General features: G+C 42.8%; 19 protein-coding genes. 11 read left to right on the forward strand and 8 right to left on the reverse strand.

The features are described from left to right. Positions 1 to 2 precede the first annotated feature (2 nt). Positions 3 to 992, forward strand: a complete 990-nt coding sequence (locus ACOQPM_RS07545) for a DHH family phosphoesterase (protein WP_420628632.1) — start codon at positions 3 to 5, stop codon at positions 990 to 992. Positions 993 to 1,242: 250 nt separating this feature from the next. Here ACOQPM_RS07545 and ACOQPM_RS07550 read toward each other — a convergent pair whose 3' ends face one another. The 5 genes from ACOQPM_RS07550 to ACOQPM_RS07570 form a co-directional block, all read right to left on the reverse strand. Next, on the reverse strand, positions 1,243 to 2,160 hold the full coding sequence (locus ACOQPM_RS07550) for a hypothetical protein (protein WP_420628633.1): 918 nt from the start codon (positions 2,158 to 2,160) through the stop codon (positions 1,243 to 1,245). 74 nt (positions 2,161 to 2,234) lie between these two features. After that, on the reverse strand, positions 2,235 to 3,953 hold the full coding sequence (locus ACOQPM_RS07555; RefSeq protein ID WP_420628634.1) for a TraM recognition domain-containing protein: 1,719 nt from the start codon (positions 3,951 to 3,953) through the stop codon (positions 2,235 to 2,237). Then, positions 3,919 to 4,635, reverse strand: coding sequence for a hypothetical protein (locus ACOQPM_RS07560; RefSeq protein WP_420628635.1), 717 nt, complete (start codon positions 4,633 to 4,635; stop codon positions 3,919 to 3,921). The genes ACOQPM_RS07555 and ACOQPM_RS07560 overlap by 35 nt, the downstream gene beginning before the upstream one ends. A gap of 1,609 nt (positions 4,636 to 6,244) precedes the next feature. Continuing rightward, positions 6,245 to 6,571 carry a hypothetical protein gene (locus tag ACOQPM_RS07565; protein WP_420628636.1) on the reverse strand — a complete coding sequence of 109 codons (327 nt, stop codon included), beginning with the start codon at positions 6,569 to 6,571 and terminating at the stop codon, positions 6,245 to 6,247. Beyond that, entirely contained in the window at positions 6,552 to 7,319 is a 768-nt protein-coding gene (locus ACOQPM_RS07570) for a ParA family protein (RefSeq protein WP_420628637.1), read from the reverse strand. The genes ACOQPM_RS07565 and ACOQPM_RS07570 overlap by 20 nt, the downstream gene beginning before the upstream one ends. Positions 7,320 to 7,563: 244 nt before the next feature. On the opposite strand from ACOQPM_RS07570, the gene ACOQPM_RS07575 reads away from it, so the two are divergent. From ACOQPM_RS07575 to ACOQPM_RS07595, 5 genes are read left to right on the forward strand one after another with little or no spacing between them, the layout of a single operon-like run. Beyond that, positions 7,564 to 9,486, forward strand: a complete 1,923-nt coding sequence (locus tag ACOQPM_RS07575; protein WP_420628638.1) for a KAP family P-loop NTPase fold protein — start codon at positions 7,564 to 7,566, stop codon at positions 9,484 to 9,486. Next, positions 9,486 to 10,205: a hypothetical protein gene (locus tag ACOQPM_RS07580; protein ID WP_420628639.1), complete on the forward strand. Its 720-nt coding sequence runs from the start codon at positions 9,486 to 9,488 to the stop codon at positions 10,203 to 10,205. Before ACOQPM_RS07575 ends, ACOQPM_RS07580 begins: the two co-directional genes overlap by 1 nt. Further along, positions 10,205 to 11,602, forward strand: coding sequence for a Qat anti-phage system QueC-like protein QatC (gene qatC / locus ACOQPM_RS07585; protein ID WP_420628640.1), 1,398 nt, complete (start codon positions 10,205 to 10,207; stop codon positions 11,600 to 11,602). Before ACOQPM_RS07580 ends, qatC begins: the two co-directional genes overlap by 1 nt. Beyond that, positions 11,599 to 12,342 carry a Qat anti-phage system TatD family nuclease QatD gene (qatD, locus tag ACOQPM_RS07590; protein ID WP_420628641.1) on the forward strand — a complete coding sequence of 248 codons (744 nt, stop codon included), beginning with the start codon at positions 11,599 to 11,601 and terminating at the stop codon, positions 12,340 to 12,342. Before qatC ends, qatD begins: the two co-directional genes overlap by 4 nt. Positions 12,343 to 12,371: 29 nt before the next feature. Beyond that, on the forward strand, positions 12,372 to 12,596 hold the full coding sequence (locus tag ACOQPM_RS07595) for a hypothetical protein (protein ID WP_420628642.1): 225 nt from the start codon (positions 12,372 to 12,374) through the stop codon (positions 12,594 to 12,596). A 135-nt stretch (positions 12,597 to 12,731) separates the two neighbouring features. On the opposite strand, the gene ACOQPM_RS07600 is transcribed toward ACOQPM_RS07595, so the two are convergent. Beyond that, positions 12,732 to 14,900 (reverse strand): peptidoglycan DD-metalloendopeptidase family protein, encoded by a 2,169-nt coding sequence (locus tag ACOQPM_RS07600; RefSeq protein WP_420628643.1) that lies wholly within the window; start codon positions 14,898 to 14,900, stop codon positions 12,732 to 12,734. A 144-nt stretch (positions 14,901 to 15,044) separates the two neighbouring features. Here ACOQPM_RS07600 and ACOQPM_RS07605 point away from each other — a divergent pair, with 144 nt between their 5' ends. Beyond that, positions 15,045 to 17,483: a tetratricopeptide repeat protein gene (locus ACOQPM_RS07605; protein WP_420628644.1), complete on the forward strand. Its 2,439-nt coding sequence runs from the start codon at positions 15,045 to 15,047 to the stop codon at positions 17,481 to 17,483. A gap of 374 nt (positions 17,484 to 17,857) precedes the next feature. On the opposite strand, the gene mraZ is transcribed toward ACOQPM_RS07605, so the two are convergent. After that, positions 17,858 to 18,283: a division/cell wall cluster transcriptional repressor MraZ gene (gene mraZ, locus ACOQPM_RS07610; RefSeq protein WP_420628645.1), complete on the reverse strand. Its 426-nt coding sequence runs from the start codon at positions 18,281 to 18,283 to the stop codon at positions 17,858 to 17,860. A gap of 548 nt (positions 18,284 to 18,831) precedes the next feature. Between mraZ and ACOQPM_RS07615 the strand changes: the two genes are divergently transcribed. The 4 genes from ACOQPM_RS07615 (at position 18,832) to ACOQPM_RS07630 (ending at position 22,984) form a co-directional block, all read left to right on the forward strand. After that, a complete protein-coding gene (locus tag ACOQPM_RS07615; RefSeq protein ID WP_420628646.1) occupies positions 18,832 to 20,349 on the forward strand; it encodes a hypothetical protein in 1,518 nt (505 codons plus the stop codon). A 221-nt stretch (positions 20,350 to 20,570) separates the two neighbouring features. Then, positions 20,571 to 22,220: a DNA internalization-related competence protein ComEC/Rec2 gene (locus ACOQPM_RS07620; protein WP_420630519.1), complete on the forward strand. Its 1,650-nt coding sequence runs from the start codon at positions 20,571 to 20,573 to the stop codon at positions 22,218 to 22,220. 115 nt (positions 22,221 to 22,335) lie between these two features. Beyond that, positions 22,336 to 22,584 (forward strand): AbrB/MazE/SpoVT family DNA-binding domain-containing protein, encoded by a 249-nt coding sequence (locus ACOQPM_RS07625; protein WP_420628647.1) that lies wholly within the window; start codon positions 22,336 to 22,338, stop codon positions 22,582 to 22,584. After that, positions 22,577 to 22,984: a type II toxin-antitoxin system VapC family toxin gene (locus ACOQPM_RS07630; protein WP_420628648.1), complete on the forward strand. Its 408-nt coding sequence runs from the start codon at positions 22,577 to 22,579 to the stop codon at positions 22,982 to 22,984. Before ACOQPM_RS07625 ends, ACOQPM_RS07630 begins: the two co-directional genes overlap by 8 nt. Positions 22,985 to 23,082: 98 nt before the next feature. On the opposite strand, the gene ACOQPM_RS07635 is transcribed toward ACOQPM_RS07630, so the two are convergent. Beyond that, positions 23,083 to 23,325, reverse strand: coding sequence for a hypothetical protein (locus ACOQPM_RS07635; protein WP_420628649.1), 243 nt, complete (start codon positions 23,323 to 23,325; stop codon positions 23,083 to 23,085). Positions 23,326 to 23,342 lie beyond the last annotated feature (17 nt).

Consider the following 23,342-nt stretch of genomic DNA (forward strand, 5'->3'; position numbering starts at 1 on the left):
CTATGATAGATACATGGGAAAATATTATTGAACAATTAAATAAGACAAAAAATGCCTTAGTGTGCTGTCATTATCAGGTCGATGGTGACGCCTACAATTCTTCAGTTGCTGCAGGAATGTTTTTAAGAGGCAAAGGAATAAATTTTAAAATTGGTTGTCAAGATCGTTTAACAACAGTGATCCGTAACTTAAATAGAGAGTTCAAGTTTGAGCAATTTAATGCGAGAGTTGAGACCGTTTGTGATTATGATATTCTCATCATCCTTGACACCGCCATAGTTGACCAACTAGGCGAGTTAGAAAAGGTTTACCACGAAGCACTCTCTAATAACATTCCTATAATCAATATTGATCACCATGAAATAAACCCACTTTTCGGCAATTATAATATTGTACTACCCGAAGCCGCAGCAACCTGCGAGATTCTATTCGAATTATTTGATAATACTTTGGAAATCGAACCAGATCTAGCCCAAATACTTCTCAAAGGAATAATTGAAGACACAGATGGTCTGCGAACTAGCAATGTCACACCCAAGACTTTGCGAACAGTGGCATCCCTTATGGAATGTGGAGCAGATCAATTTGCTCTGACAAAAAAGACAAAGAGCTTAAATTATTTTCAGGCGGTTGCTTGGGGAAAAATTCTAAGCAAAATAAAAACAACAGGAAAAAACCGAAATATTGGTTATGCAGTAGCTGATGCATCAATTGTTGGGCCAGACGCAAAGTATGAAAGCAACCTTGTAGGAGTAGCAAACTTTATTCGTGACCGTCTACAGGGAATTGAGGTTGTAGCAATATTTGTTGAAAGGGGAGATGAAGTTAAAGTGAGTTTTAGATCAAAGCCGAGTGTTGATGTGGGAGCTATTGCTGCACAATTCGGTGGTGGGGGACACTCGACAGCAGCTGGATGTGAGTTTTCTAATTCTTCAATCGCAGAAGTTAGAAACTTGATTTTACAAGCTATAGAGCTGGAGTTAGAGAGATAGTGTACAAAAGCCACTTATAAACATGTTGTAACAATACTGTATGAAAGGCTTCCCAAATAGTTGTTTAAAAATATGCTTAGGCTACATATGAATGAGCAAATCCCCTCATACATAAAACAATTCTAATTTAAATGTTGATCCAATGAGAATGGGTCTGCCCATATGGACAGACCCAAACGTATGGAGGTACATATTAACCTTCTGGCTTGACTAACCAAAAGAGTAATATCAAGTTATTAACGGCTTCCCGCTACCCTACTCTATCAATCCGCTGTTCATTGGCAGGCTGCCAGCCCATCATGTATGGAACTGAGGTGTCGTAAAATCGTTTTTCTTCCAAATATGCCAGCAACTGCCCCTTTTGTCTGCGCTTCACCACAAACTCATCTGCTGCATAATCAGCCGCCCTAAAATACTTTGCCCAAAACCAAGAGGTTAGCCAAACCCCTAGCCCACCGCCAGTAATAGAAAACAGAAAGAAAATGAGCTGGTTTAGCATGTTGTAAAAAATATCAGCAGGCGACAGCTTGTATTCGTCTCCCTTGCTGTTTGGCTTGCTTGTAGAAAAATCCCTCACATTGCGAATGAAAACGTAAAAGAGAGGAAATATGAACCTTCTAAGGGCTAATATTGTCGCCCCATCCCCATGCTGTAGATGTCCCATCTCATGAGTAACACTGGCTTGAAAATGACGTGACCCAATGGCACCAGACGACACATAAAGCGTTGTGCCAATCAGATAAGAATACTCTAGGGGCGAATCCACCACATAAATACCAGAAAATCCCTTAAGCTTCGTCTTGCCCGAAGATTTCACTGCCCGTTTTACAACCACCATTATCTTTTTCTGTTCTCGTTGACTAGGCTCTCTAGCTCCAAGAGAAAAGCGGGTCAACGTGTGACCAGAGCCAAAACCCAAGTAAGCCAAAATAGACAATACGATTGGGCCATACCCTACAATCATCCCGATAAGCCAAATCAGAAACAGAACGGCTGTAAATATACGCTGCCAATCATAGGATGGCACAAAAAGTAGCCCTGCTATTAGTAAACTCACTGGCACCAAAACAAACAGACCGTAAAGCGTCAATCTGGCAATTGCAGAAATGAAAAACTCAATCAGTAGCGTTGCAATGTATAGTTCATTAGGTTTCTTTGGTGTTGTCATTTGCATCCTCCAAAACAATATCTCGTTGCTATTCCAATACAGTTCTTGCCTTGTTCACGTTTTCACGGTTTTTCTCAATTCAACGGCCGTGGTCGCTTTCGTGTTTTGCTGCGAGCATATTTCTTGACTGGTTTTTGCTGTCGTCTTTCCTCTGCCTGTGGCTCTATCTGCACGACTTCGGGAATCTGACGTATTTGGATTTTTGCCGCATGGCGTTGTCGAATCAGAAAGGCTTGCCCTGGCTGTAGTTTGGCGGCTTCGTTCATATCAATCTTGAACGCATGTTGAATCCTGACATTGCCCATTCCAGTTGTATCCCCTTCATAAAGCTGAGCACTCGATTCAGGCTGATAGATGGTGCCTGCGAGTAGTGCCACATCTTCGGGAAAGTCAGTTGCCATCAATAGTTTTGTTCTGGTGTTGGCTAAGATTAACTTTTTGGTCTTTTCGTCATTGAGGCTAGCAACATCTTGGGTTGCCAGGATGACAGCCAATTTGGAACTTCTAGCTAAACTCAACAATGCGGTAATGTTTTTGTTGCTAAACTGGCCAAACTCATCAATGATCAGAACCGACGGATGGGTTTGCCTTTTGCCAATGAAATCCTTCAAATCCTCAACGAGAAAGTCTAAGAATCGTTGGGCTGTATCCCCGACACTTTGCACGCGCATTGAAAAAATGGCGCAACGTGTTTCCTCTAAGGCAAAGCCATCTTCACCAACACAAGGCATAAACTCTCTTGCCATTGGCCGTATTCGGTGAACCAATCCTTGTATATGACTGCGTTCCAATCTCTCAATGGCCTCAAGTTCAGATTCATTGTCTTTGAAAGCGTCACTCAACCATTTCTTAGAGATTCTGCTTAACACCTGTTCAAAGTTTCTCGGCGCGCCAATTGGTGCATAGCAAATGAGCTGCAATAAATCGCGATTCAAATCTGCAAACCATTGGGCGTTTCCTTCGACCTCTGTGGTGCCAATTAAGGCACAAAGCCGATTGTAAATATCTGTTGGATGGCCTTTGAATCCGTTATAGGTCGCCCCAAATTTGTCAAACCCTAACTTAAAAACAGGGGCAATTCCCCGATTGTGATGGTAGGCTAACGAGCGAATATCATTTGCCAACTGTTCATCCCCTTTGCCATCAACCAGATAAATATTTCGGTTTGTTGCTTGCAAAATCTCGTAGACCAACCGTTTTATCGTTTCGCTTTTTCCTGCACCAGTTGTGCCTAAGACAAAGAGATGCTGGTCTAAAACGCCTTCGTTGATGGTTAGCCAACCTTCTTTTTCGCCTATGCCAAGATGGTCTGGAAAGTAATCACCCACTTCAATTGCTCCTAGACGTAGCTCTGCCTTAGAACTCTTTATCTCGGTGCGTTTTTTTGTTTTCTTGGCTAACAGAACCCGTTGGGCTTCTTGTAACCGTTCCCATTCGGCAAGCTGTTCTTGCTGAGATTTAGGCTTTAAGAATCGAGAAAACATCACAACTCCAGGAATCAAAAGCGTAACAAGTGGAAAAGCAGGGATTGAAAACCACCACAATCTGGGCGGAATAAGCCAAAACGAGAGCCCATGTTGATAGAAAATAAATGTGACAGTGTAGAGCAGTATTGAAACAATACTGAGGCTAGCAATCAGCCATTTACTTGGCTTGAATTTATTGAATAGGAAGGCAACAGTTAGAGTAAATATGCCCAAGTACGCAACTAACAGAAGAAGGGCTATACCAGTGAATAAAAGCCACTCTAATTCTTTCTCATGGTTTCTGTTCTGATAAGACGGAATACTCACTGTCTTTGATGATAGAGGACAGTCGGTAGAGAATAAATATCTCCTCGTGGTTTGATACTTTTTCTATGGCTTTTTTGACGGCCCCATAACAATCTTCAGAGGCAAAGTACCAAATGGTGTCATAATCTCGTTTCAGTTCGCGCACGATGTTGTTCAGTCGAATTTTGCGCTTTTGTGTTAGCTCTACTTCAATGCCGACCACATGACCATCACTGTACTCTAGCTCGCCATCTACCAAATGCTTTTTCTTGGCGAGCTTACGCAGAGCGTTTGCTTCACGCTCCCCGATCCAGCGGGCCGACTCCCCTACTCTGCCTTCAATGTGAAGCCTCACGCTGTTTACAGTATGGATATGAGCCAGACGGGAAATTGCTGGTGTGTGAAATGGAACATCTAGCCCGACGGCTTTTAACCCTTTGGCTGTCAACCATAACCACATCGGCTGCCTAAAAAATATCTTTCGCCGAATGACGTAACCTGCTTTGACCCAGCGTGTAGATAATCGGTGAGCGGCTTTGTAGCTCAAGCCACCAGCTAAAGTTTGTAGATGGTCAAAACGAATAGCGTATTGTTCCCCCATCCAGAGGAAAATGTTAATGTCCCGATTGGTCAAAATAACGGTGCCAAAATCGCTGCGTCGCTTCATGTTTTGTGTTACATCTAGTTGGGGGCTAACTTGCACCTTTTCATCATAGCCCGAATCTAACCCGCAAATCAACCAACTACATTGTTTCTTATTTTGGTGAACAGTTTACTAAAAGGCTTTCGGCAGCGGAATGAAATATTGATGCAAATTCTATGCAGGTTGGATGCAAAAGCATCATAAGAAATGGCCTTGTATCCAAAATACTCAAAAATGGGCAACATCAATATGTTGCCCCAGCCATGCGACACGTTCCGTGTCGCATTACAACAGCAATCCAAATAGGCAAAAAAATGAGCCCCGCCGTAGCGGGGCTAAACACCTATGACTTGATTGACCGCACCACAGATGTTATAAGGAATACAAGCGACGTTTCGACAACGTTCTCAAAGCCTTGTATCCCCTCAGATATGAGGCTTTCTAATATCTTCATTTTCATCACCCCCTTCAAGTGAACTATTTACTGAACCCATCAATAAAATGCCAAGTCAAGATGCAGGGCAACAGCACTGCATTCATCTTGGTCTTGACGGCATGGTAAAATCTCGTAGACGAATAGTTCACTAGCTTCTCCCCCTTCTCTCTCATTTTTGCCTATTTGGATTTCCTTTTAAAACAATGGGTTGTTGGAGCCTCGCTATCTTTTATCCAATCCAAAACATGCTTACTCAGACCCACTTTTCCTAACCCCCTAACCAATCCCTCCATACCATTTACCTTCCTTACTCTCATCACTCCATTCTTCTTTTCTTTCATCTATCTTCTTCTACTCTCCCACCTCTACTACCCTCCTCACTCTCACTACCGTACCCACCACCTACCACCACACTCTACCTACCCCTTCCTCCCTTCTCTTCTCTCTCTACTCCCTACTCCTACAACTTTCACACACCACCCCCTCCCGCCTACCCACACACCTTCCTGACCACTGTCCCATAGTAAAGCGGTGGGGGAGTGGTCAGGAAGATTAAGTGTGTGCGGTTGGCGGGCTTTTAGGAGTGGTGAAGGGGAAAACGGCCGTTATTTGTTCGGAGCGATGTAGATACAAACCTACAGAGCTTCTACATTGTTTCTTTGGGGATATTCTACAAAATAGATTCTTTGAATCCTCGATGCGCCAGCATCGGCTTTGGTTCTTTTGCCGTCTAAAAGAACATTGCAACTATGCTAAATTTTGACTCATGGCTGCGAAGTTATCCACAATCTGCTTGATTTCGCCGCCGATTTATGGAGAATAGAATCTACAAAATGTTCTTTAATTTGCCTGCGGCAAATTCGATAATTTAAAAAATTTGTGCCAAAATTCGTTAAACTTCGAACATTTTTCACAGCATCTTGGAGCTTCCGAGGTGCTTTTTTCTTGCTCCAGTTCTTCTTTTTCTCAAACGACACTGTCTGCTGCCTCTTTCGTTCGGATTTCTCCTGGGTCATGTTTAAGACTTTCGTCCCTGCTCAATGGCAGGTGATGACATCCCTACTTCAGCAGCAGATAGCCCAGGATGAATTATGGTTGGATTGCTATTCATCACGAATTATCTATTGCTGAAACATTCTGAAATTTATCTTAGCCAGGCGAAAAAGTCGTTGTCAAATTTGTCCGTTCGTGCCTTCGTTCGGTCGTTGGTTGGTTCGTTCGAACGTTCGTTTTTTACTCTGGAAGATTTTTCAAGTAGCTGTCTATGGCTTCCTGCACCATTGTGCCTAATTTCGGTTTGCGCTTGCCTTGCTGCACGGCTTTGAGTTGGAGGGTATGCAACGCTTGTAGCTGGTCTTCATAGATGTCAAAGGTGTGGCGCACTTTGCGGCGAGCAAGTTGTTCACTGTTGTTTTTCTCAATTTGTTCGGTCGTTCGGTCGTTGGTTGGTTCGTTCGAACGTTCGAACGTTCGTTTTTCTGTTTTGTGTTGTGTTTTGAAAAATGAGGAGCCTTGCTTGAGTTCGTTTAGGATTGCTTTTTCATTGAGGTCTTTGGTCATGATTAATCAGTTCCCGAATTAAACTTTGATACGCCATTGCGCCTTTGGATTTAGGGGCATAGGCAAAGATGTCCATCTTTTTGAAATGGGCATCTCTAAGGTCTGTGTTTCGCGGAATGACGGTGTTAAACACGTCATTGGTATAGGTTTGCCGCAGCACTTTTAGGCTGGTTCGGCTGTTGACGGTTGTATCACTCATCGTGAATAGGTAGCCTGCTAACTGTAAATTTGGATTGAAAATTTCAATCACTTCTGCAATTGTCTTGCTGATTTGCACAATGGAGTCCAGTTCGAAGTAGCCAGGAGAAACGACTATTAAAACCTTGTCGCTGGCGGTGAAAGCATTAACTGTTAGCCAGCCCAGAGCAGGTGGGCAATCTATAAAGACATAGTCATAGTGGCCTTTGACCTTTTCAAGCCCGTTATTCAGTCGCGCTTCACGGTGGTCTTTGGCCGTGGTTAGCTCCACATCTGTATTTGAGAGCAAGATGTGTGAGGGGACAATATCGACATTGGGGATTGTCGTTGGATGTATGGGCAGCGGCTTGCGCTCTAAGATGGTATTGTAGACGGTTTGTTCGCTTCTGAGATCAATGTAGTGGGGAAGTAATACTTTTGAGGAGTTGGCCTGTGAATCTACATCAATGATTAAGACTTTCTTGCCGATTCTACCGAGTCCAGCAGCTAATGATATTGAGGTTGTGCTTTTGCCTGTGCCACCTTTTTGTGAGGCAATTGATATAACCATAGATGTTTAATCATCCCGCAAGTCCATTGGAGTTTTGCAAATGACTAATTTGTTACTTCGTTCAGTCTACATGGTAGGGGAGTGGTTAGCAAGGATGGCAATACTGTAAACTATAAAAATTGTTGATTTACCTTATACTAAACGGTAGAATATTTATAGATTCTCTCATCGGAGACCAGTATATTCTATTGCCCAAAGCTGCGCTTTATCTACTGCAACTATCTCAAAGACAATAAGATAAACTATGTGGACAGATAATGAAACTAATATCGATTTCTTAGGCTTTCAGGTTCATACAGACCTGATCAAATCAGTTGTCACAGACAAATCTTTGTTGCCTATCACTGTAGGTGTTTTTGGCGATTGGGGTAGCGGCAAATCCAGCGTCATGAAAATGCTGGAGCACGGTTTGCAGGAGAATGAACAGATTGCCACTATCTATTTCAATGGCTGGCAGTTTGAAGGATATGACGAAGCTAAATCTGCCCTCATCTACTCAATACTTATCGAGTTAGCAGAACATAGACGATTAGCTCCAGCAATAAAAACTCGTGTCAAAGAGTTAATTAAGAAAGTAGATTGGGTACGGTTAGCAAGTACAAGCTATCAAGTCGCCGTTCCTTTTTTAACATCCTGGGCCGCCGCACAAACTGGCACACCCATCATACCTCCTCTATTGCCTCAGCCGCAGTCCCCATCACCTCCTGCTGAAGCCCAGGAACAATTAGCAGAAAACCTAGCAGATGTTGACCTAGCTGAATTGCTCAAGAGCAATCCAGCTAATCAAGCAATGCTAGGGGTAAGGCAGTTTCGCAAAGAGTTTAGCAATTTAATAGAGGACACAGACTTAGAGGCAGTCATTATTCTAGTTGATGATCTAGACCGATGTGAACCAAAACGCCTCGTTGAAACATTAGAAGCCATCAAGCTGTTCCTGACTGTTCCTCATGTTGCTTTTGTCATTGGTGCTGATGAACGCATCGTTCGCCATGCCATTGCCAAACGCTATGAAACTGAAGATGTAACTCAAGATACCCCAGCTACTGAGCGTCAAACTGACTTGGTTACTGACTACGTTGAGAAATTGATCCAGGTACCGTATTACTTGCCACGGTTATCCCAAAGTGAAATTGAAACATATATGAGCCTGCTTTTTTGCAAGCAGCATCTTGAACAACAGAATTTTAAAGTCATCCACCAAGCGTTCATAACATCACGTTCTCAGGATATAACGGGTACTTTTTCTCTCCAACAGATTCAGGATACAGCTACCAACAATACTATAACATTACCAGAAATCCTTATTCAGGAATTGACTTGGTGCAGCGTTATTGCCCCTACACTAGGGGAATTCCTCAAGGGAAATCCACGTCAAACAAAGCGCCTGTTGAATGCTCTTGTTTTGCGTCGAAAGTTGGCAGAAGCTGCCCACCTAGAAAACCTTTCTAACCAGGTCTTGGTCAAACTGATGTTGCTCCAATATCTTCGACCTCGCTTGTTTGCTCAACTTTATAAATGGCAAGCCTCACAAAATGGCCTACCACAAGAAATCAACACCCTTGAAGAGTGGGTACATGGTAACGAGGCGGAAGTGCCAGAAACGATTGAGCAAGGTTCAAACTGGAACAATTCTAGTATTCGTCGTTGGCTGGCAATGGATCCACCATTAACCAGTGTGGATTTGCGTAGTTACTTCTGGATAACACGAGATCGCGTTGAGGGCATTTTGTCTGGTGTATCTGCCATTCCTAGGTACATGCGTCAAATCATTCTTGACCTGATGAAATTAGAAGCTAACGGCATCTTCCCCAAGGAGCTTAAACTACAAATTGAGCAGTTGCCAACAGATGAACAAAATATCCTTCTGGATGAACTGGAAGATAAATTAAAGCGTGCTGAAGAGAAACGAAACCTGATTTGGGTATGGGATGAAATGCTGCCGATTATGCCATCGGCATCGGAACGTTTGATTGATATTTTGAACGGTATCCCATCCAGTAATTTACCTAGTGCAGTGCCAGCGAAAGTAAACGCTATTGCAACCGAGTATCCAGCTATTAGGGACAAATCAACAGAGTTGTTACGAAAGTGGGCAAATGAAAAGCAGGGAACTGTGGCCAGAGCAGCTCAAGAGATGTTGACCCAAGCGATAGGGGGAAACAACTAATGGGAACTTCAACTGGTTATAGTTTGCCTAAAACAGGGAATTGGCCTGAAGCCAAACGAGAAGTGACGGCTTGGGGGAGCTCTGGAACATCATCTCCTTCTCAAATGAGGCGGGTAATGGGCGATTATATTCAAGCCCATGGTGGCGCAACGATGGCTGCACAACAAATGGCTGCTGCTAGTCGGGCGGGAGCTAGATTTGGTGGTTTACTATCAGGAATCAGAGGAGAGGGCTTAGGTTCTGCCTTAGAGAATCGCGGACTTGGTCATTTGATTGGCAGACCTGCTTCTGAAGTTTGGCAGGGTATAAAAGATTACTTATCTGGTGATGGCAGTAGTTTGGATGATGAATTAGTACGGGAGGCTTTTGATGATTTTCAAGAAGAAGTCATTGGCCAATATGAAACCTACGATGAACTTGATGCAGCACTCACTCGTTTAGCAGCTATGGATATAGTCGGCGAAAACATGGAAAGATTATTCGGACATGTGGTTTACAAAAAGTTTACGCGTGATTTTTCTGAACGAATTTACAAAGCGGCTGCAAACCTGAGGCAGGCAAATCGTCGGCTTCGAGAAATTAAGGATTACATTTTTGACACAATTCGCGCCAATTTATACGGTCGTGATGTCAATCAATTTGATTGGCGAGGGCAAGCTGGTTTGCAAATGGCTGAAGAAATACAAGCCAGTGTTTGGCGAGTATTTGTGGAGGGCTAATGGACATTCAAGTTGCGATCCTACCACCTGGAGAACAGTTATTGACCAATAAAACGGCCGTTTTTGAAATAACTATTCCTGAACTCAATGTACGTCAATATCTTCATTTGCCCTTCGATGAGTTTCACCGCTTTTTTAATGCCCCTGAAGGAATTGAAGCTGATCTATTGGTTGTGGCTGGTATCGTTTACGTCGTTGATCAACTTGTATCGAGAAACTATTTTCCTGATAACTGGACACGAGATTTATCACTTGCAATCCCTGTACAAGATCCAACTCTTTGGGGTAGCGTTTCCGAATTATTAGCAGATGCGTTGCAATTTTTAACTGGTGACAGTTGGCAATTTGATTTTAGCAGCCGTGATGGGGCAATCTATCATGGCAGAGAAAGGCAGCTTCGCGTCAAACATCTTTACCCTGCTTCAACAGCTTGTTTATTCTCAGGTGGGTTGGATTCACTGGTGGGAGCTATTGATCTACTAGAAGAGCAAGATGCTCCCGTAACCTTGGTCAGCCACTATGATCTTGGCTCAACTGCACGAAGAGCACAAAAACTCCTCGTAAATTTGTTGGAACAACAATTTCCCTGGCGTATAAATCTGGTTCAGGCCAGAGTTGGAACCATGCCTTATGTAGCTGAAAGTCAAGGAGTTGCTGGAAAGGTACAAAAACCGCAAATCAGAGAAACAACATTTCGTAGTCGCTCAGTTGTTTTCCTCGCTCTGGGGCTTTATACAGCTAGCCAGCATAATACTCAAGAAAGGATTATACCCTTATTAGTTCCTGAAAACGGCTTTATTGCCCTCAATCCCCCTTTAACAGATGCGCGTATGGGATCATGCAGCACAAAAACAACTCATCCGATTTTCTTGGATAAGTTCCAAAATGTTGTAAGGCAGCTTGGTATTCTCAATAAGATTCGTAACCCACTAGTTACTAGATCCAAAGGGGAAGTACTGACACAAACTCTGAATGAAACCCTAGTAAGAGAATTGGCACCTTATTCTATTTCATGTGCGCATCCAACCAGGCGGAAAGGTTGGTATAGACGTGATGTATCACATTGCGGATACTGCGTTCCTTGTCTTATTCGTCGAGCATCCTTGCATCAAGTTGGATTGGATCAGGGCACAGATTATGGTTTTGATGTATGGGGCGGAGAATTAGGTATAAAGGAAGATATAGCCGTTGATTTTAGGGCAATTTTAGGGTGGGTGTATGACGCATTGTATAACGGCCGTTCAGTCCAATCTATTGTCAAAAAAATGAATTTACCTGGGCCTGCTCGAGATTCAGCTCTGCAAGTCATTCAATCTGGTTTTGATGAAATGATTCAGATTATGTCTGAGAAAGCAGAAGATCACATAAAACAGTGGGCAGGGTTAGAAAGATTATGATACATGACACTCATTGCCATCTTGATTTATACCCCGATCCTTATCAGGTTGCCTCAGCCACTGAAAAAGCAAAAATAAAAACTATTGCTGTCACAAATCTGCCATCTGCGTATTTTGCTGCAAAACCTCATATGGGGCGTTTTAGGTTTTTGAATCTGGCAATTGGTCTACATCCTCTACTTGCAGATCATCATTCATCCCGAGAAAAACAACTTTTTCGGAATGCTTTGCAAGAAACTCGTTATATTGGTGAGATTGGACTTGATTTTTCTAAGCATGGAGTAGCATCTAAAGAAAAGCAACTAACATCTTTCCGTTTTGTTCTCAACCTTTTACGAAATGCAAAGCGTTTTGTAACTCTTCATTCCAGACGAGCAGAGTCAACTGTACTTCAAATGTTAACTGAATATCAAATAGGGCCTGTGGTTTTTCACTGGTATAGTGGCTCCTTGAAAACGCTAGATGCTATTGTGAATGCGGGGCATTACTTTTCAGTGAACACGGCTATGATTCAAAGCATACATGGGAAAAGAATTATCAATCACATCCCCAAGCAGCTGATGCTAACAGAGACAGATGGGCCTTTTATAAAACTTTCAGGAAATCCTGTTTATCCACAACATGTTCAAATTATTCATGATTATGTATCTCAGTGTTGGAACAAATCTGTTTCTGAAGTTACGGTACAATTAAGTAATAATTTAGAATCCTATTTGTCGAAATCTCAGCATGTGCCCTAAATGCAATTGCTATCATTAAGGAATTAATTATGGATAATCAACCAATCTCCATTGAAGAGCTTCTGAAATTAGCAAAGATGTCAGCAACACCAATTGATTTTGAAGATTTAAACACGAAAGAGATCTTAGAGAGGAAAGGCAATTGGTATGTTATCAAAGATATGGATAAATTGCCTGAACATGCTAAGCGTAAGATTAAGCGTATTAAGTCTCCAAATCTTGTTCAGTTTTCCAATCACAAAAAAATCCTATAATAGGGCTCACTTGGGGCTAGGTGTGTTTTTGGATTTTTGTTCATAAGAATACCACATGGCTCGTGAGGAAACGCGATAAACTCTTGAACCATGTGGCTTCTTTTTATTGTTAGCCCTAAGCTCCTTACTTAATGCTTACTCAACAAAAACTCCGCCAAACCAATCATCCTGGTTGAGCCCACCAGAAATCCCATTACTATTTTGATGCCAGAGTTGGTTGAGGTTTAAAGCTAATCCAACAGTTGAGCCTTGAATTGAGGCAACAGCACCAGCATTGCTGATAGAGCTAATATCTTCACCAGGTATCCCAATAATGGCATCTATGAATCCATCCCCATTGAAATCGGCCGATTGAACGGCAGCACCAAACCAATCATTCTCCTCGGATTCATCAGATAATGCAGCGTTATCTTGGCGAATAAATTGGTCTCCGTTGAGGGAAAGTCCCGTTGCTGAACCATAAAGAACATTTATGGCTCCTGCATCTGCTTTGCTATTGATGTCCTCACCAGGGACTCCAACAATTAAGTCATCATACCCATCGCCATTTAGGTCGTTAACTGACAACGCTGAACCAAATAACTCATTGGTATCCGACAAATCTAAAATACCAGCATTATCTTGACGTAGAAACTCATCATTGTTGAGTGAAATTCCTGTTATCGAGCCATACAGGATATTTATTGCACCTGCATCTTCCTTTCCGTTAATGTCCTCTCCAGGAACGCCAATTATTAAGTCATCATACCCATCACCATTTAGATCACCTGTCGCAAGTGCCGAACCAAACAGATCATCGGCATGGGATACGTTGAGAATGCCTGCATTGTCCTGACGCAGAAATTCATCACCATTCAGCGATAAACCGTTAGCAGACCCATACAGGATATTTATTGCACCTGCATCTTCCTTGCCGTTGATGTCCTCTCCAGGAACGCCAATTATTAAGTCATCATACCCATCGCCATTTAGGTCACCTGTTGCAAGTGATGAGCCAAATAAATCATTGGAATTCGAGACATTTAGCATGCCTGCATTGTCCTGACGCAGAAATTCATCGCCATTGAGTGAAATTCCAGTTGTCGAGCCATATAGGATATTTATTGCACCTGCATCTTCCTTTCCGTTAATGTCCTCTCCAGGAACGCCAATTATTAAGTCATCATACCCATCACCATTTAGATCACCTGTCGCAAGTGCCGAACCAAACAGATCATCAGCATGTGAACTATTGAGCATACCTGCATTGTCCTGACGCAAGAACTCATCACCATTTAGTGATAGCCCAGATACTGAGCCATACAGGATATTGATAGCACCTGCATCTTCCTTGCCGTTGATGTCCTCTCCTGGTACACCAATTATCAAGTCATCATGCCCATCACCATTTAGGTCACCTGTCGCAAGTGCCGAACCAAACAGATCATCAGCATGTGAACTATTGAGCATGCCTGCGTTATCTTGTCGGAGATATTGGTTTCCAGATTCATTAAGTCCCTGACTAGAGCCATAAATTACATTTATCGCACCAGCATTTTCCTTACCGTTAATATCTTCACCAGAAACTCCGATTACTAAGTCAAAATACCCGTCATTGTTAAAGTCTCCACTCGCTAATCCTTCATTAGACAAGCTAGCAAAATTTGGAGTTCCTGTGTTGTATGGGATGGATTCATTACAAGGAGATATATTTTGGCCCGTGTACTGCCCTGTTACGTTATCGCCAAGATAAGGGTAAGCGTCACCACACAGACTCAGGAAAGGTACAGGTTCCCAATTGCTCTGATAGGGAAATTCTCTAGGAGGTTCATTAGTCCCTGTCCATCTATTGAGTAAGAAGTGAACATGAGCTCCAATCGTAATCCCACCACATAACTGCATAGTTCCGATTACCTCTCCCACTGAAATCGGTTGATCAATAACAAGACCTTGAACTGGCTGAACATGTAGATAGGAGGTAAAAAGATCGCCATGTCGAATGACGATTTGACAGTTAGGGTAGTCTTCTACATGCCATAATATACCTTCAGCCGCCGCAATTACATTTTCTCCTGTTACGTTGGCTCCTGAAATATCTAATGCCATTAGGTCAGCATTGTTATTATCATTGCCTCCGTGGTATTCTGTGTTGTATCCTTGCGTTATTGTCCATTGATTCCCATTCTCCTGAACAGGGTAAATCATTGTGATAATATCTTCGGATGTCGCATATGCAGAACTGTTATACAGATTTAGACCGAGCATTACGCCAGTCACCAACAATATTGCTAGCAAAATGTACCTATAATTTTGAGAACGATTCATCCTTCTCTCCTTTTGCTTTCAGAGCACTATTTAAGAAATTAAACACACATAATTGACTCAACTTTCAATTATGAGTTCGTCGTTTCCAAAAAGAAGTCCAAAAATGGACCAAAGTAAGTCGAATTCTCATGCTTGGTGGTCAAAATGATAGAAAAATCATTTTCGGAGTTCCTTGAAGAATTATTTTCAAGTCGTGGTGTAAAACTCTCCTGGCTTGTAGAGAAAACAAGGTTGCCCCGAAGTACAATAAAAAACTGGCTGAGTGGATCAGTCCAAAAACCACGTCATTGGCAAGATGTCATTCTGATAGCTAAGGCATTACGTTTAAACAAAAATGAAACAAACCAATTGCTGGCCCTTGCAGCTCATCTGCCAATTGATGAATTGTTGATCACCTCAAATAGAGAGGAGCAAGAAATTCTCGCTTTTTGGATCGACGAGAAATTATTGAAAGAGCAAAATGCCCCTTTTCAAGCCATACCTGATATTTCTTTTTTTGTTGGCCGGAAGGAATTAATCGAAACGCTCAAGATTTCTCTAACTCAAAAATATCATCGCACATTTTATTCTCTGGAAGGCATGGGCGGAGTAGGAAAGACAACTTTGGCGGCGCGGGTAGCATATCAATTCCGTTCATATTTTCCTGATGGCATTTTATGGGTACAAATGAGTGCGAGCGATAAAATGTCCTTGTTAGGCAATCTGGCAAGCGCCTTTGGGGAGGACGATATTTGGCGTAACATCGACCTGATAAGTCGAAGTCAAAAAACTCGTGAGGTTCTGGCAAATAAGAGAGCACTTCTTATTCTTGACGATGTAAGAAGCCGAAACGACCTAGAACTATTCTTGCCCCCCAGTGGTCCTTGTGCAGCGCTTATTACTACAAGAAACAAGGATTTGTCTATTTCATTTCGTGCAAAAAGCTATTCCGTTTCTTCATTCCTTCAAGAATCAGGCAATTCTTTTCAGCTTTTTAGTCATTTTCTTGGCAAAACATTGGTACAAAAGAACAGAAATTTGATTAGCAAATTAGCAAATGCATTGGGTCACCATCCGCTTGCAATCACATTATCTGCTGGAAGATTAGTAAATGAGTCAATAAGCTCAGTTGAGGAATTTGTCAATCAAATTTTGGAAGAAGAATCTAATTTGCAGCATTTAGAATTTGCTGAAAGATCTGTTAAGTCGTCGTTCAATGTAACAACAAAATCTCTACCTGAGGCTGTAAAAGCGGTCTTTTTTAAGTTGAGTGTATTTGGAGAAGTTGATTTTGAGGAAAAAGCGGTTGCTTATGTTATTGATCAGGCAGTAACAAATACATCTCACATTCTCCAACAATTATACAAACGTTCCCTTCTCCAGCGGCTATCTCAAGAACGTTATCGGCTTCATCCCCTTATTCTGTCCTATGTAAGGGAAAGAAAAGAAATTGCTGATTCTCAGAAGAGATTAATTCAGTATTATGTAAAATTTGCAGAAAAAAATACCGACAATGTAGTTGAACTATCCGAAGAAGGTAACAATATTCTTTATGCAATAAACTTATCTAAAAGCCTACAAGACTGGGACTCTTATCTTCAAGGAATTCTAGCGTTGCAACGGCACCTCTTTACAAAGGGACTCTATACATCAGCTTTGGAATATTATCGTCATGGAATTGCATTAGATGAGACTCATATAAATCCAGTAACAAGAATAAGACTCTACGCTAATTTAGGCACCGCTTATTACCATCGAGCTTATTTTGAAGACGCATTACAAATATACAAAGATGGGTTGGCATTAGCCCGGGAGATAAATGATGAATCCCGCATAAGTTTATTGCTAACAAATATAAGCGCGTGTGTTGCACGTCAAGGAAATCTTGAGCAGTCAGCTGAGTACCTATTTGAAAGTCTAGAATTAGCAAAAAAAATTGATGATCAAAAACTGATCATGAATGCCTTAAATAACTTGGCTGAAAAAGAGAAAGCAATTGGACAGTATGAAAATGCGGAACAATATTATCTTCAAGCACTAGAAGCTGCTCGTAAAGATAATACTCAACACTTTAGTACTATCTTATTAAATTTATCTGCATTAAAATTGGAGCTTGATAAACCGAATGATGCCGAAAAGTATCTTTTTATGGCTCGCAAAATTGCACGCAAGATGGATTATAAAAAAGACTTAAGCGTTGTTTATACAAACCTTGGGGAAGTATATTTAAAAAAAGGAGAGATGAAAAAATCAAGGAGATATTATGAAAGAGGTGTAAAAATTGCTATTGAATTAAATAATCCTTTTTTAACTGCGGGAATACGGATTGAGCGTGGAAAACTATACCTAGAGTTGGGCGAGTGGGATAATGCCCATGAAGATTTTGCTCATGCCTTAGACATAGCTGTTAATATCAAGGAAAAAGAGTCAGAAGGGCTTGCCTATTTTGGGCTTGCGAGAGCCTGTTTTCAACTAAAGAATTTAGAAAAAGCAAAAAAATTTGGTTTAACGAGCTTAAGAATTTTAGAGACATTACATCATCCAAAAGCCAATAATGTCTCGGACTGGATGTCCAATACATTTGATATGGACGAAATCAAATAATTTTCAGTTTATAGTTTTTGAGCAAGTCTGAACAATAGTGGGGTAGGTTATATTCGCTGCCCAAATCATTGCTTCATTCCTTATGATGGGCTAAGAATTAGATTGTCTGGCCTGTTGGTCTTGTGCAGGAGGTTTCCCTTTAAATTTTTCAATGTATATGTCAATAATGTGAGTGCCGAGAATTATTATCAAGGTTACGGCAAACCAAAAAGGCCAGTACAATCTGTTTTGTCCTAAAGACGTGTGTATTTCAACGAATTGCCCTATTTCTATACAGAGCCATGAGATAGTAGCCACAGTTAGGAGTTTTTTAGAAATCATTACCATTACACCTGTTATCCATCAGTTTGCGCTATTCATAAATAGATTTGTGACTATACACCTAAATCCTCCCACCGATCTGAGTTGCCAGTATTTTCAATTACGTCTCGAACTGTCTGCCACTTTTCGATATTCCAAAGCTCAAAATAGTTAAACAAGCCAGCGATTACGACCTCGTTGTTAATGTCGGCAAAGTCGCGCAGGTACTCTGGTATTAATATGCGCCCCTGTCGGTCAAGGAAAAGATCAGCTGCCCCAGAAAAAACACGGCGGCGAAACATGCGCATGTCTTCATCGGCTAATGGTTGCCCTGCAATTCGGTAAGCCAAATCCATCCAACCATCAATGGGAAAAACCATTAGGTTTTGGTCAAACCCACGCGTTACAACCAATCCTGTTGCAATTAGTGCACGGAATTTTGAAGGGATGGTCAAACGACCCTTACTATCAATTGTGTGCGTGAACTCACCTAAAAACATGCAATAACCTTAATATTGTTAAACCTGTAAATTCCTACATCTACATCTTATAGAAGCCCATCATCCCATTACAATAAGCTTTCGCCCCACGATGCCCCACAAAAGGCCACAATCGGACACGCTTTACACCCACTGCATAAAATCTCCTACCCCTACATTGAATTACTCTGGAAAAGTCACAAATTGCATGATAATGAGCATGGCAAAGAAAGTTAGAGAGGCACTAAAAACACCTCCTTTGTCTATAGGAAAGTCTCAAAATTAAATTCTTAGGGATATGACTATTAGATTAATGGCGGTTTCCCTCCAATAAGACGAATTTTTAGGCTGTCTATTTGAGGGAGAATTGAAAAATCTCTTCTTCATCTGCCCATGTGTTTTTCACTACCCTCCTCCTTCACTGAGGAGAAGCTGGCCTTTCACGATGTGCTCGTGAAGGACACATAATAGTTACTCACAGTGAGGTTTGCCGTACAAGGGGAAGTGAGTTATTTTTAATTCATTCTTGTCAGTCTGCCAGATTCAATTACAGCAATTTGGAGTACGAAATGACCATCAGCAGTAACGAAGGGAATGAATCGGGAAATCCGGGTAGATTGTTGTACCTACTTGACGAATATTTTAATCGGTCAGAACTTGAAAGTTTATGCTTTAACCTTGATGTTGAATTTGAGAATCTTAAAGGAGAAATTCGAATAGATAAGGCGCGAGAGCTTATCTTACATATGTATCGAAAGGGTGAGCTTGAACGGTTACTAAGTGCGCTTCAGAATGAAAGGCCTAACGTGGAATGGCCAAAAATTTCAATGATATACCCAGAAGCAAGACGGTACTCGTTTATTTGGATTCTTAAATCCGCTAGTAAACTAACATTCGCATTTGTCCTTCTTTTAACGATTTTCATGATGCAAGGAGATGAGATTACTATATTCATTGTAAATATTTTTAATGAGTCTCCAGCTAGTGAATTTGTGAATGCTACGCCTGAGTCAACTACCCAATCGGCGGCGTTGCTTTCGGATGGCGAAAGTGCATTAACAACTGTAGTTACGATTGCCCCTTCTCCAATTTCAGAAGGCACTGTTTCGTCACAAAGCACAGAAAATCCACAAGCGACAAGTTCCGAGATTGAAAATATTCCATTAGAAACGGACTCGCTAGCTCCTGTTCTAGAGCGGAGCACATCAGAATTTCCGACTGATACTCCCTTTGCAACCAGTACACTTGAAGCACCCATCGTTGCATCTATAGCTGCAACCCCGACAGTAACCTTACCTAAAACAGGGGAACCAACAAATACACCTTCACCTAATTCCACTGCCACCCTTACACCATCATCTACACCAACTGAAACATATACGCCAACCCCAACGTCAAATCCCACTAATACGCCGACGCTACCTTCAACACCGACCCCTTTACCAACGCCAACTTCCACTCATACGCCATCTCCAACGCCAACACTTACGCACACACCGACGATAACTCCGTCTTCTACTCCTGAATATCTTTCACTTGATGGTTTTGAAAATTGGCCAGCAAGTAATGAAGAATGCTATACCGTCACCCGTGAAGAGGGCTATGTTCATATCAATGAAGACAAATCTTGTCCAAATAGCGCCCCTTATATTGCAATTCAACCTCCTGGCTTAGCACCACAATTTGTTGGCATACAAGTTACCGTTCAACTTGATGCTTCGTTAACTGAAATAGAGACTATTGGTCTCAGTACCCAATGGGTTGATGGAGGGGAAGAAATATCATATGTATACATCATTGGAAATTCAACGACGCCTCAGCAAGGCACTATATCAATTATTCCCTGGCAAGGAGGTTCTGGAGGAACTGAATCAACATATTCTGTTCCATTTTCTTTGGGAACACCGTATGTCATGCGGGTAGAAAAAAGTGGTCTGAATTTGAATTTTTATTTTGATGGAAACTTGATTACAACCAGACCAATTTCTAGTGATGGTTACGGAAACTACTTGCAGTTTCCAGCCCAATCTCAGGAGACTGTCAATTTAATTGGTTCATGGAGAGACCCGCAGATATTAATACGGTAACATGGCCAACAGATTCTCAATTTGAAGCTCACTTAAATCCTTCAATGCAAACCAAAAACCGCCGCCTTTTGAAATAAGCAACGGCCGTTTACACTTTTTCAAGAAAGTGATTTCAATAGGGCTGGATTTACAACTAAATGACACTATCAAGATTCAATTTGCATTCGCATTATACGAAATTGAACCAGCTAGCTTGAAATTTACTTCTGGTTTGGGTTTATATTTGCGGCTTTAATGTGGCTATTCTTGTGGCGATTTTGGTGCGGCTGGCGGAACCTTTCTTTTCTAGACGCGGCGCGGTTATCTTTGCCCTGGTGGGCATCTCACTGTACACCGTACTGGTAGGGGCCGATGCTTCAGTGGTGCGGGCGGCACTAATGGGTGGCATTTACCTCATTGCCAACCGCTGGCTAGGACGGCCGAATTTTGCCTTCGCTTCCTTGTTTTTAGCAGGGATTGCAATGACGTTGGTACGGCCGTTCACGCTGTGGGATGTTGGTTTTCAGCTCAGTTTTGCCGCCACGCTCAGCCTCATGCTGTACGCCGACCCGCTCACCCAGTGGACACGGCGCATCCTGCGGCGTTGGCTGGTGCGCGACTGGGTAGAAAATGTGATGGGCGTCCTGTCGGAGGCTGTCATTCTCACCATCGCTGCCCAAATTTTGACCTTGCCGCTCATCATTGCTTACTTTGACCAGCTTTCACTGATCAGCTTTCTGGCCAACGCCCTCATCCTGCCAGTGCAGCCCGCCGTCATGATTTGGGGCGGATTGGCCACGCTGGTGGGCTTGGCGCTGCCGGCGGTTGGGCAGCTCTTGGGGTGGGTGGCCTGGATTTTTCTGGGCTACACCATCTGGATGGTGCGACTGTTTGCCGCCGTGCCGGGTGCGGCCGTTCCGTTGGTAATTCCCACCAGCGGTGTCATTGCCATTTTTGGGGTGATTGGCGGACTTACCTGGCTGGGTAAACAACCCCTAGAACGACGCAGCCAGATTTTTACGGCCGTTCGCCAAAACATCACGCAGCGGTTGGCGGTAGGGGCTTCTGGAGTAACGGTCGTCCTCATTTTAAGCTGGGGCATGAGCCAGCCAGACGGCCAGCTACACATTGCCTTTTTGAATGTGGGGCAAGGGGATGCCACCTTCATCCAAACCCCCAGCGGACGACAAATTTTGGTGGATGGCGGACTATACCCCAGCATTTTGAACGATCAGCTAGGGCGGCAGATGCCCTTTTGGGACAAAGAAATTGATATCCTCATAGCCACCCACCCCGACGCCGACCACGTTTCCGGGCTGGTGGGCGTGTTCGACCGTTATCGCGTCAACACCCTCATCACCAACGGGCAAAGCTTTGGCGAATCGCCCATCTACGACGAAGTGCTAGCCGCTGCCGAAAAGCAACAAACGGAGATTCGCCCCGTGCAGGCTGGCGAAATCATCGAAGTTGAGGATGGCGTGCGGCTAGAGGTGGTGCATCCTGGCCCAATGCTCATCGCGGACAATCGCAACGAAAATTCGGTCTCGATGCGGCTGGTGTATGAAGATTTCACTTTTTTGTTTACGGGAGATGCGGAGCAACAGGGTGAGGCGGAAATGTTGGCGGCGGAACGGCCGTTAACCGCCCTCGTATTCAAAGCAGGACATCACGGCTCCAATTCCTCTAGCAGTTTGCCTTTTTTACAAGCCATCCAGCCTCAAATCATCATCGTCTCGTCAGGCGTAGACAACCGATTTGGTCATCCCGCCCCGGAGATGCTGGAACGGGCAACGGCCGTCGGTGCGGCCGTCTTGCGAACTGATAAACTCGGCACCATCACCGTCACCACCGATGGCTCAACAATGTGGTGGCAAGCTAAATCTACTCGTTGAGATCAAGAGATTCCAGAAGTCTGTCAAACTTTTGCAACCTAACGCCTGTTGATTCCAAAATGAACTTTGTATATACTATTATCTAATTTATATACCCTAAACGGAGTATGTGACCATGCCGTCTGCAATTGTATCCAACAAAGGCTGGGTTGTTATTCCCAAGGCTTATCGCCAAAAGTATAAAATAAAACCCGGTGATCGTGTTCGCATTATAGATTATGGTGGCGGCTTGTCTGTTGTTCCTTTGCCAGAAGACCCTATCGCTGCCTTACGGGGATTGCTAGCTTCCGAGCCGTCTTTAACGGCCGCTCTCCTCGCTGAACGAGCGCAAGAAAAAGCAATTGAGGAAGGTCGAATTGAATAATCGCTACGTCTTGGATAGTTATGCACTCCTGGCTTTGCTGAATGATGAGCCTGGCGCAGCCCGTGTTGAAACTTTGCTGCAAGACGCCAAGAAAGACAAGGCTGCGCTGACCATGAGCCTTATAAATCTGGGGGAATTAGCTTACATTATTGAACGTCGTTGGGGTCAGGAAAGATTGCGAACCATTTTAGCCTACATGGAAGAAATCCCTGTAGAAATATTGCCAGCAACGAGGGAAAGAGTGTTCGCTGCAGCTGCTATCAAGGCTCAATATCCCATAGCCTACGCTGATGCCTTTGCCGCAGGACTAACTGAGGAGCTTTCTGCCACATTGCTTACCGGCGACCCAGAGTTTCAAAAAATGAGCAACCACATAAAGATTGAATGGTTAGGCAACTAATAAAAACAACAAAAAGCCGGACGGTAGCGTCCGGCTTTTTTGTTTATCTGGCTATTTGAATAAAAATGTCTAAAAATAGATTGTATTTGGCAAAAAGGTTACGCCTTTTTCAAAGAACCTTCGGCTTTGCCCCCGTTCCACATGCTTTCTAGCAAACCAGTTATCGCTTTTTTCTGTTCTTTTACTTCATGCAGCTCCATCAAAGTGTGCTCTAACGCTTCTTCACACGTCTTCAAATGCGCTCTGGCAGATTGTAATCGGCGGGTATCATTTGTTAGTCGTTCATGCAGCATCTTTTCCCGCTTTTCTAACTCAATACGCTTTGCAATTTCATTACCCATTATCATCCCTTCCTTCA

It is taken from the genome of Candidatus Leptofilum sp., from assembly GCF_965223525.1.
In the GTDB taxonomy this organism is placed as follows: domain Bacteria; phylum Chloroflexota; class Anaerolineae; order Promineifilales; family Promineifilaceae; genus Leptofilum.

Excerpts from the sequence above, each read along its gene's own strand:
- ACOQPM_RS07545 (WP_420628632.1), top strand. The coding sequence starts at position 3 with ATGATAGATACATGGGAAAATATTATTGAACAATTAAATAAGACAAAA.
- ACOQPM_RS07550 (WP_420628633.1), bottom strand. The coding sequence starts at position 2,160 with ATGACAACACCAAAGAAACCTAATGAACTATACATTGCAACGCTACTG.
- ACOQPM_RS07565 (WP_420628636.1), bottom strand. The coding sequence starts at position 6,571 with ATGACCAAAGACCTCAATGAAAAAGCAATCCTAAACGAACTCAAGCAA.
- ACOQPM_RS07570 (WP_420628637.1), bottom strand. The coding sequence starts at position 7,319 with ATGGTTATATCAATTGCCTCACAAAAAGGTGGCACAGGCAAAAGCACA.
- ACOQPM_RS07575 (WP_420628638.1), top strand. The coding sequence starts at position 7,564 with ATGTGGACAGATAATGAAACTAATATCGATTTCTTAGGCTTTCAGGTT.
- ACOQPM_RS07580 (WP_420628639.1), top strand. The coding sequence starts at position 9,486 with ATGGGAACTTCAACTGGTTATAGTTTGCCTAAAACAGGGAATTGGCCT.
- qatC (WP_420628640.1), top strand. The coding sequence starts at position 10,205 with ATGGACATTCAAGTTGCGATCCTACCACCTGGAGAACAGTTATTGACC.
- qatD (WP_420628641.1), top strand. The coding sequence starts at position 11,599 with ATGATACATGACACTCATTGCCATCTTGATTTATACCCCGATCCTTAT.
- ACOQPM_RS07595 (WP_420628642.1), top strand. The coding sequence starts at position 12,372 with ATGGATAATCAACCAATCTCCATTGAAGAGCTTCTGAAATTAGCAAAG.
- ACOQPM_RS07600 (WP_420628643.1), bottom strand. The coding sequence starts at position 14,900 with ATGAATCGTTCTCAAAATTATAGGTACATTTTGCTAGCAATATTGTTG.
- ACOQPM_RS07605 (WP_420628644.1), top strand. The coding sequence starts at position 15,045 with ATGATAGAAAAATCATTTTCGGAGTTCCTTGAAGAATTATTTTCAAGT.
- mraZ (WP_420628645.1), bottom strand. The coding sequence starts at position 18,283 with ATGTTTTTAGGTGAGTTCACGCACACAATTGATAGTAAGGGTCGTTTG.
- ACOQPM_RS07615 (WP_420628646.1), top strand. The coding sequence starts at position 18,832 with ATGACCATCAGCAGTAACGAAGGGAATGAATCGGGAAATCCGGGTAGA.
- ACOQPM_RS07625 (WP_420628647.1), top strand. The coding sequence starts at position 22,336 with ATGCCGTCTGCAATTGTATCCAACAAAGGCTGGGTTGTTATTCCCAAG.
- ACOQPM_RS07635 (WP_420628649.1), bottom strand. The coding sequence starts at position 23,325 with ATGGGTAATGAAATTGCAAAGCGTATTGAGTTAGAAAAGCGGGAAAAG.